The sequence below is a fragment of the Nonomuraea sp. NPDC050663 genome (assembly GCF_044456985.1).
Lineage (GTDB): Bacteria > Actinomycetota > Actinomycetes > Streptosporangiales > Streptosporangiaceae > Nonomuraea.
In genome coordinates, this window is the sequence record NZ_JBITGL010000003.1 from 868,731 (window position 1) to 884,256 (window position 15,526).

Consider the following 15,526-nt stretch of genomic DNA (forward strand, 5'->3'; position numbering starts at 1 on the left):
GTGCGGCCGGGGGCCCGACGGGGGCCGGGCTCTCAGGCCGCGCCGCGGGCGGCGGCGACGAAGGCGCGGATCAGCGCACCGTCCTTGATGCCTCTCGACACCTCCACCCCGCTGGAGACGTCCGCACCCCACGGCCGCGCGGCCGCCACGGCCTCGGCCACGTTCGACGGGTTGAGGCCGCCCGCCAGCAGCCACTTCCCTGTGGCGCGGTCGCGGACCGCCGCCCAGTCCCACGGCTCGCCGGATCCCGCCCGCGGGGCGTCGACCAGCAGCATGTCCTCGCCGAACGCGCCGCACCGCAGGTCGGAGTCGAACGGCACCGCTCGCAGCAGGGGCAGGCCGAGGTCCTTCAGGTCGATGAAGTCCTGATGCGGGTGACGGCCGTGGAGCTGGATCGCCCGCACACCCGACGCCCGCGCCGCCTGCCGTACCTCGTCGGGGCTCTCCCCGTGGAAGACGCCGACGGTCAGCACATGGCCGGGCACGAGCGCGGCCAGCTCGGCGGCGCGCTCCGGCTCGACGCGGCGGGGGCTGACGGTCAGCATGAAGCCGATGGCGTCGGCGCCCGCCTCTACGGCGGCCTCGATGTGCTCGGGCTCGCGCAGCCCGCAGATCTTCACGAACACGCTGCCAGCCTATCCGAGCGGCGGTGAGGGATTCAGGGGTCATCAGCGGGGATGCGCAGCGCGAGGGCCGCCTCCGTGGCACGTGAGCCTGACGGCGTTCCCGCCCGGGCCTGGCGCTCCACCCCACGGTCGGGCCCACGCCATCGGGCCCACGCCATCGGGGACGTGCCGCCGGGCCCTGTCGTCGGGTCTGGGCCGTCGGGTCTGGGCCGTCGGATCCGAGCGGGAGGGTCCGAGCGGTCGGGCCCGTGCCGTTCGGGACCCTGCCCCTGGCGCTCAGCGCCTGACTGCGGCCCGGGGGGACCAGGACCACACCAGCAGCACCAGGATGAGGCCGAACAGCAGCACCCCGTTGGGCACGTGCACGTTGAGGCCGATGCCGAGCACGAAGTGCTGGGCGATGCCCAGGAGGAACAGGCCGAGGCTGGCCAGGGCCGGCCAGCCCGCGCCGCGGCCCGGACGCCAGTACAGGATGGCGGCGATGAGCTGCACCAGGCCGACCAGGTGGGCGACCATGCCCACCATCACGTGCGGCTCGGCGGCGGCCTGGTCGACGCTGAGCACGAACTCGGAGTCGTACGTGAGGGCGCGCCCGGCCATCGACGCGGCGACCAGCAGGGTCACGCCGTGGATGAGGATCAGGACGCGCAGGGTGTAGATGAGGCCGCCCGCGACCGGCCTGGCCGCCGCGACAGGGGCAACGGTTTGCATGTGGATCCTTCCGATAGAACGTCAGGTCCACATGGTGATGCGCGCGCCCGCTCATGGTCGTCCGCCTGCCGGGTGAGTGGGGACTACACCGGCAGGCGGATGCCTCAGGCCTGCCTGTGTACGGGGCGGAAGTCGGCGTCGACGAGGCCCATCCGGTAGGCGAGCACGGCGGCCTGGGTGCGGTTGCGCAGGCCGAGCTTGTCCATGGCGGCGCCGACGTGGGACTTGACGGTCGTCACCCCGACGTGGAGCCGGTCGGCGATCTCGGCGTTGGACAGGCCCGCTCCGACGAGAGTCAGCACGTCGACCTCGCGATCGGTCAGCGTGGACGGCACGGCCAAGCTCGCGACCTCCTCGGCGGCCACCGCCCGCTCCACCACCCGTCGCAGCACGCTCGGGGCCAGCAGCTGCTCGCCCATCGCCGCCCGGCGCACGGCCTCGACCATGAGCTCGGGCTCGTCGTCCTTGACGAGGAAGCCGACCGCTCCTATACGTAGCGCGGCGTAGACGTTGGAGTCTTCGGCGAAGGTGGTCAGGACGACGATGCGGGCGCCGGGCCGGGCGGCCAGGATGCGCCGGCTGGCCTCGAGGCCGTCGAGGCGCGGCATGCGCAGGTCCATGAGGATGACGTCGGGCAGGTGCTGCTCGGCGTGCCGTAGGGCCTCGGCTCCGTCCTGGGCTTCGGCGACCACCTCCATGCCGGCGGCTTGGAGCAGCATGCGGACACCGGCGCGCACGAGCGCCTGGTCGTCGGCGATGAGGACGCGGATCATAGGCCGCCCTCCGGTAGCAGGGCACAGGTCATGAGCCACCCTCCGGTAGCAGGGCACAGGTCATGAGCCACCCTCCGGTAGCAGGGCACAGGTCATGGGCCGCTCACCGGGAGGAGGGCCGACAGCCGCCAGCCGCCGTGCTCGTCGGGTCCGGCGGTCAGGGTGCCGCCCAGCGCCCTGGCCCGCTCGCGCATCCCGGCCAGGCCCTGTCCGGAGGAGGGCAGCACCGAGCCGGGTTCGGGTGCCGCGCCCGCCCCGACGGCCGCAAGCCGTACGGAGGACGGCGACCGGTCCTCGGGGGCCTCTGGGGCGGGGCCACCCGACGGTACGGCTACGGCGGAACGGTCGCGGGCTGCCTCTGTCTCCAGCCGCGCGGAGGCGGAGCGGTCGCGGGCGGCCTCCGCGGCGGGGCGGGCCGTGGGTGGGCGGTCGTTGGCGACTTCCACGTCGAGGCCCTTGTCCGTGGCGGCGACCCTGACGCGGACGCGGGTGCCCGGTCCGGCGTGTTTGAGCACGTTGGTGAGTCCCTCCTGCACGATGCGTGCCGCCGAGGCGCGGGTGACGAGCGGCGCAGCGGCGGTGGCGGGGTCGAGGTGGAGTTCGACGAGCAGGCCGGCGGCGCCGACCCGTTCGGCGGACTCGCGCACCACCTCGGCCGGGTCGGCGGTGAGTTCGGGCGCCCCGCCGGGGTCGCGCAGCAGCGCGAGCAGCCCGCGCAGGTCCTGGAGCACCTGGTGGCCGGTGTCGCGGATGTCGGTGAGGGCCTCGCCGACCGGCCCGTCGGGCATGGCGTAGCGGGCGGCGTTGGCGCGCAGCACCATCGCCCCGACGTGGTGGGCGACGATGTCGTGCACCTCGCGGGCGATGCGTTCGCGCTCGGCGAGCTGGTCGGCGCGCAGCCGGGCGACGGCCAGCTGTTCGCTCTCGCGCACGCGGGCGCGTTCGGAGTCGGCGGCCACCTGGCGGGCGGCCAGGTAGCGGCCGATGGCGATGGGCGCGACGCTCAGCGCCATCAGGGTGAAGACGCGCGTGGGCGTGATGTCGGTGTTCTGGCTGACGACGCTGACGGCCGCGAGTCCCGAGCCTGCCAGGTAGACCAGGACGGTCCAGGTCCAGGAGGTGACGCGCATCGCGAAGATCGCGATGGAGACCTCGACGAGGATGGTGAGCGTGCTGGTGGCGGCGGGGAAGGAGTCGTCGGAGACGACGAGCAGTGCCCCTTCGACCATGAAGATCAGCCCGGGCAGCCGCCTGGCCAGTCCGAGCGCGGATCCGGCGACGACGACGAACATGCCGCTGATCCACACGTGGGAGAAGCCGTCGTGCCAGTAGCGCCAGGTGCCCAGGACGGCGAGGGCGACGCCGCCTCCGGCCAGCAGGGCGTCGGCGGTGAAGTCGAGCTCGCGCAGGCGCGCGGCGGGGCGGCGGAGGTAGAGGCCGACGAGGGCGGGCAGCAGCGGGATGCCGACGGTGAAGATCCACGTGCCGGGGGTGAGCGCCAGCCCGGGATCGGCCAGGTTCGTCGCGGTCGCCACGAAGGCGGGGGGCAGCACGACGGCCAGGCCGCGCCATCCGCGCAGGTGGCCGGTCATGACGATGGCGACGCACAGCAGGAGCTGGGCGGTGTTGGCGGTGAACGAGCCGATCTGGTCGGTGAAGATCGCCAGCCCGGCGAGATACAGGCCGACGGGGGTAGGAAAATGTCGCAGCAACGCCATAGGCGCGCCCACCAGGACCGCGAAGAGCACGACGATCCAGGTCTGGCCAGGCACGGCGGACTTGCCCGACAGCAGGAGGTCGAGGCCGATCGCGGCCGCTCCGAGCAGCAGGTCAAGCCGCCGTCCACGCCATTTCACGCACCCAAGGTAGCGGGATCGGCGAACCGATCCGATCCTTCGACCGGACGAGCGTGCCTCCTCCTTTTGGCCGGAAAAAAGGCCGGAAGACAGATCAACAACCACAGGAGGCCCCTCTACTCTCTTGCCATGGCAAACGACGCAGGGCTGTTCTTCGGGGAGTTCGTTCGCTCCCCCGCGACGATCGGCGCCCTCGCGCCGAGCTCCCCCCGCCTGGCCGACGCCGTCTGCAAGCCCGTCCCGGAGCGTGGCGAGCCCGTGGTGGTGGAGCTGGGGCCGGGAACGGGCGCCTTCACCGCCGAGATCCAGCGGCGTCTGGGCGGTCGCGGCCACCATGTGGCCGTCGAGCTGAACGAGCGCCTGGCGGGTCGCCTGGCCGACCGTTATCCGTCCGTCGATCTGGTGCAGGGTGACGCCGCCGAGCTGCCTTCGGTCCTGGCCGCGCGCGGGCTGCCGCACGCCGATGTGATCGTCAGCGGCCTGCCGTGGGCGTCTTTCCCCCTGGAGGTGCAGCACCGTCTGATGGAGGCGGTGACGACCTGCCTGGTGCCGGGCGGGGCCTTCACGACCTTCTCCTACGTCCACGCCATCCCGCTCCCGTCGGCCAAGCGGTTCCGCACGCTGCTGGCCGAGCGCTTCGAGGAGGTCGTGGCCAGCAGGACGGTGTGGGGCAACCCGCCGCCCGCGTTCGTCTTCCACGCGCGAAGGCCCAGAATATCGTTCTAGTATGCGCGCATGGACTTCACACTCCCGGACAGCGCGCTGGCCGTCCAGCGCGGCATAGCCGACATCTGCTCCCGTTACGACCTGGAGTACTGGCAACGCTGCGAGTCCGACAAGCGCTGGCCCGAGGAGGTCTGGGCCGACCTGGCCAAGGGCGGCTGGCTGGGCCTGGCCGTCCCCGAGGAGTACGGCGGCGGCGGGCAGGGACTGCTGGAGCTGGCCGTGGCGACCGAGACCCTCTCCGCCTCCGGCGCGGCGGGCGGCTCGGCCTTCACCTACGTGCTCACGCCGGGTTTCGGCGCCATGACCTTGGCCAGGCACGGTACGGCGGAGCAGAAGGCGTCGCTGCTGCCGCACCTGGCGACCGGCGAGATGGAGACCTGCTTCGCCCTGACCGAGCCCGACGCGGGCTCCAACTCTTTGGCGATCACCACCCACGCGCGCCGTGACGGCTCCGACTACGTGATCAACGGCCAGAAGATCTGGATCACCGGCGTGCAGCGCGCCACCTGGATGCTCCTGGTCACCAGGACCGTCCCGGCCGCCGAGGCCAAGCCCCGCACGCACGGCATGACGGTCTTCCTGGTCAACGTCCCTGAGGCGGTCGCCGCCGGGCAGCTGTCGTTCCAGCCGATCCCCAAGATGGGCGCCAACACCACGCCCTCCAACATGGTCTTCCTCGACGACATGCGCGTGCCGGCCGCGAACGTCGTCGGCGAGGTCGACCAGGGCGCCGTGGTGTTGTGGGACATCCTCAACCCCGAGCGGGTCCTGCTGGCCGCCTCCGCCCTGGGAGGGGCCGAGGTGGCGCTGCGGGTGGCGGTCGCCTACGCCAAGGAGCGCGAGGTCTTCGGCCGCCCGATCGGCGCCAACCAGGCGGTCTCCTTCCCGCTCGCCCAGGTCAAGGCCAAGATCGAGCTGGCCAGGCTGATGCTGTACAAGGCCGCCTGGTCCTTCGACCGGCAGCTGCCCTGCGGCACCGAGGCCAACATCGCCAAGCTCACCGCCTCGCAGGCGGCCTGGGAGGCGGCCGACGCGGCCTTCCAGACGCACGGCGGGATGGCGTACTCCCTGGAGTACCCCGTCGCGCGCCTGCTGGCCGACGCCCGCATCGGCAAGGTGGCGCCGGTGACGGAGGAACTGCTGCTGAACTACCTGGCCACCCAGGTGCTGGGGTTGCCGCGCAGCTTCTAGCGGCCCATCGCCTTGCGGATCGCGTCACGGGCGCGATCCATGATCATCAGAGGCGGTCCCGCCAGCAGGTTGGCCGTGGCCGTCTCGGTGCCGGCGTGCGGGTGGGTCGGGGCCAGCGCCTCGGCCGCCTGCACGCCCAGCGTCATGGCACGGCGCTCGGCGTCACCCGTGTGCAGGCGCAGCTGCGGGAACTCCTCGCGCTCCTCGGCCTGCGCGTGCTCCAGCACCATGGCCTTGAGCGTGCCCAGGTTCAGCAGGAACTGCGCGTCGTCCACCCCGGCCTTCTCGAGCTGGGTGAGCATGTCCTTGGCGGCGTTCTCCTCGGCCAGGCGCTCGTCGACCACGGCGTCGCCGGTGGCCAGCAGGCGCCGGGCGTAGGGGTGCACGATCTCCTCCTCGGCCGTCTCGTGCACCGCCAGCAGCCGCACCAGCCGGCGGAACGGCTCGCCGCGCGCGTCGGCGGGCGCCGCCTCGACCTCGCCGAACAGCTGCCTGATCTGCTCGTGCTGCCTGAGCAGGTATTCGATGACGTCCATGTGCCCTCCCTGGGAACGGTGGGAGGGCCTCCTACCCGGCGACCGCGTCAGAACCGCGGCGGGCGCTTCTCGCGGAGCGCGCGCACGCCTTCGGCGACGTCGGGGCCGGTGAATCCGAGGAACTCCATCGCCAGGGAGGCGTCGAAGCTCGGCCCGGCCAGCCGCAGCCAGTTGTTGAGCGCGTACTTCGTCAGCCTGATCGCCTCGGCCGAGCCCTGCGCCAGCCGTACGGCCAGCTCCAGGGCCCTGGCGTCGACCTGGTCGTCGTCGACGCACACGCTCACCAGGCCCATCGCCTCGGCCTGCTCGCCGGTGACGGGCTCGCACAGCAGCAGGTGGTACTTGGCCTTGGCCATGCCGCACAGCAGCGGCCAGATGATCGCCGCGTGGTCGCCCGCCGCCACGCCGAGGCGGGTGTGGCCGTCGATGACGCGTGCCGTACGGCCCGCCACGGAGATGTCGGCGAGGAGCGCGACCGCCAGGCCCGCGCCCACCGCGGGGCCCTCGATGGCCGAGACGATCGGCTTGGAGCAGTTGAGCACGTTGTAGACGATGTCGCGCGCCTCGGTGAAGATGCGCATGCGGACCGCGTGGTCGCGCATCATCTCCTCGATCATCGCCAGGTCGCCGCCCGCGGAGAAGGCGCCGCCCTCGCCGCGGATCACCACGGCGCGCACGGAGTCGTCGGCGTCGACCTCGCGCCAGATCTCGGCCAGTTCGCGGTGGCCGTCCATGTCGACCGCGTTGAGCTTGCCCGGGGTGCTCAGGGTCAGGCGCAGCACGCCCTCGGCGGGCGTGTCGCGCTTCACAGCGCCTCCTGAAGGCGGGCGGCCACGTATTCGCGGGCCTGCGCCGCCTGGTCGAAGAATCCGGGCAGGGCGTAGAAGCTGTGCACCGCGCCCTCGAACCTGCGCACCTCGACGGGCACACCCGCCTCGGCCAGCCGCGCGCCGTACAGCTCGCCCTCGTCGCGCAGCACGTCGCACTCGGCGGTCACCACCGTGGCGGGTGGCAGCCCCGCGAAGTCCTTCAGCCGCAGCGGCGACAGGCGCGGGTCGTCGGGGTCGGCGCCGGCGGCGTACTGCCTGGCGAACCAGGCCATCTCGGCCGCGTCGAGGCCGAAGCCGCTGGAGTATTCGCGGTAGCTGGCGGTCTCCATGGCGACGTCGGCGACCGGGTAGATCAGCACCTGGTGGGCCAGCTGCAGGCCCGCGTCGCGCGCCTGCCAGGCGGCGACGGCCGCCAGGTTGCCGCCCGCGCTGTCGCCCACCACGGCCACGCTGCCGTTGCCCTGGTAGAAGGCGGGACGGGCGAAGATGTCGCGCACCACGCTCCACGCGTCGTCGGCCGCCGCGGGGAAGGGATGCTCGGGGGCCAGCCGGTAGTCGACGGAGACCACCACCGCCCCGGTGCGCAGCGCCAGGTCGCGGCCGAGCGCGTCGTTGCGTTTGACGCTGCCGAACACCCAGCCGCCGCCGTGGAAGTAGACCACCACGGGACGGGCGTCCTGCTCGGCGTCGGCGCGGTAGATGCGGATCGGCACCTGCTCGGCCACCTCGTCGCGCACCGAGAAGATCCTGGGCTTGGGTCCGCGCTGGAGGGCGAACCCGTCCTGCGCGCGCATCCGCCGGATGGCGTCGAGATCGAGCGTGGCCGGATCGACACCCAGATCCGACGGGTAGCTCGCGACGAAGGCCGCTGCCTGTGGGTGCATGGCGACGAATCTAGCGGGCGGCTTCGACGAGGTGCTCCACCAGCCTGTCGCCGGGGGCGCGCTCCGGGTGCCACTGCACGCCCACGCCGAAGCGGTGGCCCTGCAGCTCGATGCCCTCGACGATCTGGTCGTCGGCCCAGGCCACCGCCAGCAGGCCGTTGCCCAGGCGCTTGACCGACTGGTCGTGCGGGGAGACGACCTCGATGCGGTCGCCCACCGCCTTGCCCAGCTTGCTGGAGACGCTCACCTGGATGACGTGCGCCTGGCCGGACTCGGCGTGCCGGTCGTGGTCGACCACGTCGGGCAGCCACGGGATCAGCGAGCCGCCCTGCGCCACGTTGAGCACGTGCATGCCGCGCCCGACGGCCAGGATCGGCACGTCGGCCTGGACGGCGGCGCGGGCCAGGGCGAGCTCGAAACGGTCGCGCAGCGGCTGCGGCTCGGGCACCCGCTCGTCGGGTTCCTCACCGTAGGCGTCGGGGCCGACCTCGACGCCTCCGGCCAGGATGAGGCCGCGCAGGCCGCGCACGTAGTCGTCGACGGCGTTCACGTTGATCGGCGGCAGGATCACCGGCGCGCCGCCGGCACGCTCGACCGCCTTGGCGTAGGCGGGTGGAGACAGGACCGCCTCGCGCACCCAGGTGTCCCACCTGGCTGCTTCGAAATAGGCGGTGATTCCGATCAACGGTCGGGACATGCGCTCTCCAGAGGACCATGGCTGGGGCCACCGGTCCCCATCATGTCGCACTCTATTTCTGTTATGTCATCAAACCCAGGTATCACTTCCGTTCCGCACTGCCGATCGCGTGTAGACCTGGCGTTGACCGTGCCGCGGATGCTGGGTTCATGGAACGGATCGCCGCCCTGGTGGGCTTCGCGACCGGCGGGCCCTTCGACACCGCCGTCAAGGTGACCGGCTGGGGAGGGTTCGTCCAGGTCTTCGGCGACTTCAGCGCGGGCTGCCACCTCGCGCACGCCGTCTACGGCTACTTCCTCAACGGCGGATCCAGCTGCTACGTCGTCAGGGTCGGCTCGGAGGGCGCCGTGCGGGCCCTGGACGCCGCCCCCGAGGCGCAGACGGTGGCCGCGCCCGACCTGGCGCGGATGCGCGGCGCTCAGGAGGCCATCGCCGCGCACTGCGCGGCCACCGGCCGCACCGCCCTGCTCGACCCGCCGCGCGGCCTGCCGCCCGCCAGGCTCGGCCAGTGGCGGGCGGGGCTCGACGACGACCGGGTGCGGGTGTGCTACCCGTGGATCTCGGTGCTCGACCCCGCCTCGGGCACGGGGCGCTCCATGCCCTCCAGCGGGCACGTGGCGGGCGTCATGGCCCGGACCGGGACGCTGCGGCCGGGAGCGGCCGTGCGCGGCGCGATCTCCGTCGAGCACGTGGCCGGCCCGGCCGAGCAGGAGCGGCTGGCCGCCGAAGGGGTGATCTGCCTGGGCCCGCTGCCGGGGCGCGGCATCAGGATCACCAACCCTCCAGCGACGCCAGCGCCCTCTCGTAACGACGGCGAGCCGCGGCCAGCCCCAGGTGGTCGCCACGGCGCCGGTTCCCCTCGATGAGCAGCCGCCAGGCGCCGTCGTGGTACTGGTCGAGCTCCAGGCTGCGGGTGGCGGCCTCCACCGCCGCCGCCAGCTCGCCCCGCTCCAGCTCGGCCGCCGCGAGCCGGACCGCGGCCGTGGCCGCCTGGTGGCGCAGCATCGAACGTTCCTCCACCACCCACTCGGCGGGGCCGTCCTCCGGCAGCAGGTCGCCGCCGTACAGCTCCACGGCCACCCGGTGGTGCCCTGCCTTGACCGCGGCGCGGAACAGCGCCACGTCGCAGCCGCCGCCCTCGGGCAGGACCAGCCGGTAGGCCTCCCCCACCCGTTCCACCAGCGGGTGCCCGGTGTGCGCGGTCAGGTAGCCGCGCAGGCTGGACAGCGCGACGTGCAGCCCGCGCCGCGCGGTCGCGACGCGCTCCTGCGGCCACAGCGCGTCGACCACGCTCTCGCGGTGCACCGGCCGCCCCGCGTGCATGGCCAGCAGCCGCAACAAGGTCCTGGCCCGGCGGCGTAGCGGCGACAACTCCACCGGCTCGCCGTCGAGCTCGATCGTGAAATCAGCGAAGCACCTGACGAACAGTGTCATGCTGCCTGAGATCCACGGGCGGCCCATTTGATACACGCCAGGACTCAGGCGGCGCCGATCGCGGAGAACGACCAGCCCACCGCCTGGTGCAGCCGGTCGCCCGGCAGCTCGGCCCGCGCCCTGGCGAGCGCCTGCGCGGTGTCCATCCCGCCGCGCACCCCCTCGTGCAGGGCGAGCATGAGCGGCACCACCGCCTCGTCGTGCACCGGCACCGTGCTGGCCACGATCCCGGCCGTGCCCAGCGGCATCAGCGCCGCCGACAACCCCAGCAGCTCGTCGCCGCCGACCGGCTCCATGCGCCCCGAGTCGCAGCTCGACAGCACGATCCGGTACGGCGCGCGCTCCAGCCGCTCGACGTCGTGCACGATCAGCGGGCCGTCGGCCAGCTGCAGGGCGGAGAACATGGGGCTGTCGGCGCGGAAGGAGCCGTGCGCGGCGATGTGCGCCAGGCGGCTGCCGTCGATCTGCTTGAGCACCCGCTGGGCGTCGGCCTCGCCGCCCTCCAGCACCGTGGCGTCGCCGTACCTGCCCGCCAGGATCGGGACCTCGGCCCCTCCCCCGCCCAGGCCGGGCCCGCGCACCAGCACGACGGGGCCGTCAGGCGGCGTGATGCGCGCCGCCCGCAACCACGCCGACGCCGACGGCGCGACGCTCAGCACCTTGCCGCGCAGCGCGGGCAGCAGCGCCCACGGCACGTCGTGCAGGTGGCCGGGCGGCACCACGACCAGCCGCTCCGCGGTCAGGTGAGGTACGGCGGAGCCGAGCAGCAGGTGCTGCAGCCGCTCCGCTCCGGCGTCCAGGCCGGGCGCCGGGGCGCCGTAGGCCAGGCGGCGCAGGCCGGCGTTGGCGTGCTCCGCCTCGGCGGCCGCGCCGGCCAGCGTGCCCGCCTCGAAGGCGCGCACCCGCCCGCGCCGGCACAGCAGCACGGTCAGCCGGCCGTCGATGACGACGATCTCGGCCAGCATCCGGTCACCGAGCCCCGCCAGCAGGTCCCGCACCTCGAACGCCGGGCCGGGACCTCCCGCGGCGCCCGCCCGGATCGCCAGCAGGCGGTCCCTGATCGCCTTCTCCAGCCGCTGGCGCTCCCGCTCCAGCTGGGGGACGGCCCGGCCGCTCGCCCTGGCCTCCTGGGCGCGGCCGGCGATCTCGCGGAAGGCGGTCAGGTCGCGCAGCAGGTCGGGGTCGTCGGGCGGCCGGGCGGGAGGGACCGCCAGCGCGGTGGCCCGCCAGCGTTCGCTCCAGGCCAGCAGCCTGCGCGGGTCGCCGCGCACCTCACGTTGCGCCATCGTGGCCAGCTCGGCGCCCTGCCCCGCGGCCCTGGCGCGCAGCTCGGTGGCGCCCAGGGTCATGCGGTGCTCGTCGATCAGGTCGAGGCCGCGGCGGCAGGCGGCCAGCACGCCGCGTGGGCGCCCGGCGGCCTTGGCGAGCAGGGCTTGGGCCAGCCAGCCGTCGATGCGCGCGAAGGCCGGACCCCGGTCGCGGGCGCGGGCGGCAAGGGACAGATGGCGCTCGGCCCTGGTTGCGCCGCCCCCGTTGCCGCCGGGCGTACGCCCGGGCTCAAAGCCTGCCGTACGCCCTGGGTCGGAGGCGGCGGTGCGGCCCGCGAGCAACCACGCGCGGGCCGCGTCCGGGGACCCGAGCCCCGCCAGCTCCCTGGCCACCGACACGGCCTCGCGCTCCGGCGCCGGATCGCCCGCCGCGAACCGCGCCTGGAGCAGCACGAACCGCGCGTGTGTCGCCCACCACTGCCGCCGCTGCCCCGCGAAGGAACGCGCCGCCGCCGTGGCACGGAAGGCGGCCTGCTCGACCTGCCCGGCCGCCAGCGCCGCACGGGCGCCGACCAGGAGCAGCTCCGAGCGCCGCGACGGCGGCCCGCCGACCCGGTCCAGCCGCTCGACGGCACCGTCGGCCTCGCGCAGCGCATCGCGGGCGAGCCCCGCGGCCAGCAGCACCTCGCACCGCACCACCGGCAGCACCCACGCGGGCGTGCCCAGCTCGGTGTAGCGCCGCTCCGCCTGGTCGAAGTGGCGCAGCGCGGCGGGCAGGTCGCCGACGCGGAAGGCCGCCTGGCCGCGGTTCTGCACGGCGACGGCCTTGTCGTAGTCCTGGCTGGTCTCCTGCCACAGCGCCTCGGCCCGTTCGAGGTCGGCGATGGCACGCTCCACCTGCCCGAGCGCCAGGTACAGGGTGCCGCGCGCGCTGATCGCCCTGGCCAGCCATAACACGTCGCCCGCCCGCCGCAGCAGCGGCACGGCGACCCGCAGGTCCTCCAGGGCCTCACGGTGGCGGCCGAGCACCCACATCACGTAGGCGCGCCGGTGAAGCACGCGGGCCAGGGTGTGGCCGGTGGCGAGGGCGGCGGCGCGGTCGAAGGCGGCCACGGCCCGGCCGCTGCGGCCCGCGTGCACGTAGGCGCCGCCCATGCTGGCCAGCACGTCGGCCTCGCGCTCGGCCGAGCCGGAGCGGGCGGCCAGCCGCCTGGCCCTGCGCAGGTGTCCGATACCGGTCATCAGGTCGCCGAAGTCGCGCTCCCACAGGCCGATCACCTGGTGGGCGATGGACGCGTCGTGGCTGGCGGGCTGCGTGGCCAGCAGCGCCCTGGCCCGTTCCAGGGCCTCGCGGGGGCGCGCGAAGACCAGCGGGAGGAGGTCCGCCGCGGTTTCCGCGATCACGGATCGATGCTAGATGTGGGACGGCGCGTGCATCAACCGGCGCGCGCTCGGCTCCTTACTCACATCCACGCTGAGGAGCGCATCATGCCCGACAGGTTCAAGGAACAGTTCGACGCGATCAACGAGGCGAGCCCGCGCCCCCTGGCGTACATCCCGGGGGATGACCCGCGGTTCATCTACGAGAAGGGCACGATCCTGGCTCGCGGCGAGGACGCCGCCGAGGTGGCCGAGGCGATCGGCGCCCGTTTCGAGCGTACGGCGACCCGCGAACGCGCGGGGCTGGTGCGTTTCCAGACCAGTGATCCCGGCCGGCATCCCACCCAGGACCACCAGGTCGACGACGCGCTGGCCGCGGTGGGCGGGCGGCGCAACGGCCGCACCGGCGCCATGATGGCCACCCGCAACCACGTCATCAGCATCACCGACACCGTGTGCTGCCCCGGCGACGAGCCCGATCCGGTGCCCGACGGCACCCCGCTCAACCCCGCGCCGTCGGCGCCGCGGCTCGTGGAGGGTCTGCCGGTCAGGGTGCTGGTCGTCGACACCGGCCTGGTGAAGGACATCGACAAGACCTTCTCGTGGCTGACGGGTGTCACCACCGACGACCCGCTGGAGCCGGAGCGCGGCCTCATCGACCTGTACGTCGGGCACGGCACCTTCATCGCCAGCCTGATCAAGACCGTCGCGCCCGACGCCACCGTCGAGGTCGACAACCTGCTGCCCGCCCAGCTGTCGGGCGCGCGCCCCGAGGACGAGTTCGGCGACGACCTCCTCGCGGTGCTCGACGCCCTGCCGGGCGGCTGGCCCGACATCCTGAGCCTGTCGGCCGGCACCGACTCCGCCGACGGCGACACGCTCATGGGCCTGGAGCGGTTCATCGACCGGCTGGCGCTGGAGCGCACGCTGCTGGTCGCCGCGGCCGGCAACAACGGCTCCACCCAGCGGTTCTACCCGGCGGCGTGGGCCGACCGCGGCGACCACGTCCTCTCGGTGGGAGCGCTGCGCAGCGCTCCCGGCCTGCTCGACGCCTGCTTCACCAACCACGGCTCCTGGGTGAAGGTGTACGCGCCGGGCGAGCGCGTCACCGCGGCCTTCACGCCCATGGACGACAGCCCGCCCGTCTACCGCTACCAGCACTCCAGCTATCCCGGCCGATGCCGGTGGCTGACGCCGCAGGACGCCTACGGCACCTGCACCTGCCAGTCGCCCCGCCGTACGGGACGGCGCACGCTCAAGGACAGCGGCATGTCGCCCGCCAACGCCGACTTCCAGGCGGACCTGCGCACCTTCACCGGCCTGGCCCGCTGGAGCGGCACGTCCTTCGCCACGCCGATCGTCGCCGCGATGGTGGTCAACGAGATGATCGACACCGGCAACCGCGACCCGCGCGAAGCCGCCCGCACCCTGATCGGCAAGCAGGCGCTCAACGCGACCGTGCGTGGCATGCCCGCCAGGGCGCTGGTGCCGAGCGGATGGCAGTTCTTCACCTACCAGGCGCCCTGAGCCCGGACGTACGATGACGCCGTGGATTCCGAGTCGATCGGCCGGCTCTTCCAGGCGGCCGCCAAAGGAGACGCCGACGCCTGGAAGTCCCTCGTGGAACGGCTGAGCCCGCTCGTGTGGTCGGTGGCCAGGGCGCACGGCCTGTCCGACGCCGACGCGTCCGAGGCCTACCAGACCACCTGGTTCCGGCTCGCCCAGCACCTCGACCGCATCCGCGACCCGGAGCGGGTCTCCACCTGGCTGGCCACCACGGCGCGCAACGAGTGTCTGAAGCTCATCCGCTCGGGCCGCAAGCTCGTCGCCTCCGACACCGAGTCCTTCGAACGCATCCCCGACGACCGCACCCCGGAGTCGGCGTTCATCGAGGACGAGGAGGCGCGGAACGAGGCCGAGCGCCACCGTCAGCTGTGGCAGGCCTTTCGCCGGCTCGGCGACAAGTGCCAGCAGCTGCTGCGCGTGCTGATCGGCTCCCCGCCGCACAGTTACCAGGAGGCCGCCGAGGCGCTGGGCCTTGCCATCGGCAGCATCGGGCCGATGCGCCAGCGGTGCCTGCGCCAGTTGCGCCTGCTGATGACCGGCGGGGGGAACTCGTGACCGAGGACGACGACATGCTCGAAAACGATCTCCGCCGCGCCGCGGACCTGATGGACCCGGTCCCCGCCGCGCTGCTGCAGTCGGCCGTCGAGGCCTTCACCCTGCGCTCGCTCGCCGCCGAGCTGGCCGCGCTCAGTTTCGACTCGCTCGCCGAGACCACGACCGTCAGGTCCGGGTACGGCACGCGCCTGCTCTCCTTCGACGGCGCGACCCACACGCTCGACGTGGAGCTGAGCTTCACCGACGGCTCAGGCCGCCTGCTCGGCTCGATCCACCCGCCGGAGGAGACCGAGGTGTCGGTGGAGCGGCCCGGGCACACCCTGGTGCTGCGCACCGACCCGTTCGGGCGCTTCTCCTGCCGCGATCTGACCCCCGGGCCGCTGAGCCTGCGCTGCCGGGTCGGGGGCGCAGAACTCGTCACCGAGTGGATCACCGTGTAGGGCCGTTGACGCCACCGACCTCCAAAAGTGTTATCTTGCGGCCCATAACGCGA

The 15,526-nt window shown here is 73.4% G+C and carries 16 protein-coding genes; 6 read left to right on the forward strand and 10 right to left on the reverse strand.

Annotated features, from left to right (window positions below; genetic code table 11):
* Positions 1–32 precede the first annotated feature (32 nt).
* The 4 genes from ACIBH1_RS12970 to ACIBH1_RS12985 all read right to left on the reverse strand — a co-directional run bounded on the left by ACIBH1_RS12970 (position 33) and on the right by ACIBH1_RS12985 (position 3,966).
* Positions 33–626, reverse strand: a complete 594-nt coding sequence (locus tag ACIBH1_RS12970; RefSeq protein ID WP_397313874.1) for a phosphoribosylanthranilate isomerase — start codon at positions 624–626, stop codon at positions 33–35.
* 276 nt (positions 627–902) lie between these two features.
* Entirely contained in the window at positions 903–1,337 is a 435-nt protein-coding gene (locus ACIBH1_RS12975) for a hypothetical protein (protein WP_397313875.1), read from the reverse strand.
* Positions 1,338–1,441: 104 nt separating this feature from the next.
* A complete protein-coding gene (locus ACIBH1_RS12980; protein WP_397313876.1) occupies positions 1,442–2,110 on the reverse strand; it encodes a response regulator in 669 nt (222 codons plus the stop codon).
* Between the two features lie 92 nt (positions 2,111–2,202).
* Positions 2,203–3,966: a sensor histidine kinase gene (locus ACIBH1_RS12985; protein WP_397313877.1), complete on the reverse strand. Its 1,764-nt coding sequence runs from the start codon at positions 3,964–3,966 to the stop codon at positions 2,203–2,205.
* Positions 3,967–4,095: 129 nt separating this feature from the next.
* Between ACIBH1_RS12985 and ACIBH1_RS12990 the strand changes: the two genes are divergently transcribed.
* A complete protein-coding gene (locus tag ACIBH1_RS12990) occupies positions 4,096–4,692 on the forward strand; it encodes a class I SAM-dependent methyltransferase (protein ID WP_397313879.1) in 597 nt (198 codons plus the stop codon).
* A 9-nt stretch (positions 4,693–4,701) separates the two neighbouring features.
* Positions 4,702–5,883 carry an acyl-CoA dehydrogenase family protein gene (locus ACIBH1_RS12995; RefSeq protein ID WP_397313880.1) on the forward strand — a complete coding sequence of 394 codons (1,182 nt, stop codon included), beginning with the start codon at positions 4,702–4,704 and terminating at the stop codon, positions 5,881–5,883.
* Here ACIBH1_RS12995 and ACIBH1_RS13000 read toward each other — a convergent pair.
* From ACIBH1_RS13000 to ACIBH1_RS13015, 4 genes are read right to left on the reverse strand one after another with little or no spacing between them, the layout of a single operon-like run.
* A complete protein-coding gene (locus tag ACIBH1_RS13000) occupies positions 5,880–6,419 on the reverse strand; it encodes a hemerythrin domain-containing protein (protein WP_397313881.1) in 540 nt (179 codons plus the stop codon). The two genes, ACIBH1_RS12995 and ACIBH1_RS13000, sit on opposite strands and share 4 nt — an antisense overlap.
* Positions 6,420–6,466: 47 nt before the next feature.
* Positions 6,467–7,228, reverse strand: a complete 762-nt coding sequence (locus tag ACIBH1_RS13005; protein ID WP_397313882.1) for an enoyl-CoA hydratase/isomerase family protein — start codon at positions 7,226–7,228, stop codon at positions 6,467–6,469.
* A complete protein-coding gene (locus tag ACIBH1_RS13010) occupies positions 7,225–8,133 on the reverse strand; it encodes an alpha/beta hydrolase (RefSeq protein WP_397313883.1) in 909 nt (302 codons plus the stop codon). Before ACIBH1_RS13010 ends, ACIBH1_RS13005 begins: the two co-directional genes overlap by 4 nt.
* Positions 8,134–8,143: 10 nt before the next feature.
* Positions 8,144–8,830: a gamma-glutamyl-gamma-aminobutyrate hydrolase family protein gene (locus tag ACIBH1_RS13015; RefSeq protein ID WP_397313884.1), complete on the reverse strand. Its 687-nt coding sequence runs from the start codon at positions 8,828–8,830 to the stop codon at positions 8,144–8,146.
* Between the two features lie 149 nt (positions 8,831–8,979).
* On the opposite strand from ACIBH1_RS13015, the gene ACIBH1_RS13020 reads away from it, so the two are divergent.
* A complete protein-coding gene (locus ACIBH1_RS13020) occupies positions 8,980–9,696 on the forward strand; it encodes a hypothetical protein (protein ID WP_397313885.1) in 717 nt (238 codons plus the stop codon).
* Here ACIBH1_RS13020 and ACIBH1_RS13025 read toward each other — a convergent pair.
* Together ACIBH1_RS13025 and ACIBH1_RS13030 are read right to left on the reverse strand one after the other, a co-directional pair.
* Entirely contained in the window at positions 9,602–10,264 is a 663-nt protein-coding gene (locus ACIBH1_RS13025; RefSeq protein WP_397313886.1) for a winged helix-turn-helix domain-containing protein, read from the reverse strand. The two genes, ACIBH1_RS13020 and ACIBH1_RS13025, sit on opposite strands and share 95 nt — an antisense overlap.
* Positions 10,265–10,308: 44 nt before the next feature.
* Entirely contained in the window at positions 10,309–12,936 is a 2,628-nt protein-coding gene (locus ACIBH1_RS13030; protein ID WP_397313887.1) for a CHAT domain-containing protein, read from the reverse strand.
* A gap of 84 nt (positions 12,937–13,020) precedes the next feature.
* On the opposite strand from ACIBH1_RS13030, the gene ACIBH1_RS13035 reads away from it, so the two are divergent.
* Genes ACIBH1_RS13035 through ACIBH1_RS13045 form a run of 3 tightly spaced genes read left to right on the forward strand, consistent with a single transcriptional unit; the run spans position 13,021 to position 15,473 of the window.
* The gene (locus tag ACIBH1_RS13035; protein WP_397313888.1) at positions 13,021–14,439 is read left to right on the forward strand and encodes a S8/S53 family peptidase; all 1,419 of its coding nucleotides are present in this window, start codon (positions 13,021–13,023) and stop codon (positions 14,437–14,439) included.
* A 21-nt stretch (positions 14,440–14,460) separates the two neighbouring features.
* Positions 14,461–15,033: an RNA polymerase sigma factor gene (locus tag ACIBH1_RS13040; protein WP_397313889.1), complete on the forward strand. Its 573-nt coding sequence runs from the start codon at positions 14,461–14,463 to the stop codon at positions 15,031–15,033.
* Positions 15,030–15,473 carry a hypothetical protein gene (locus ACIBH1_RS13045; RefSeq protein ID WP_397313890.1) on the forward strand — a complete coding sequence of 148 codons (444 nt, stop codon included), beginning with the start codon at positions 15,030–15,032 and terminating at the stop codon, positions 15,471–15,473. The genes ACIBH1_RS13040 and ACIBH1_RS13045 overlap by 4 nt, the downstream gene beginning before the upstream one ends.
* Positions 15,474–15,526: the final 53 nt, after the last annotated feature.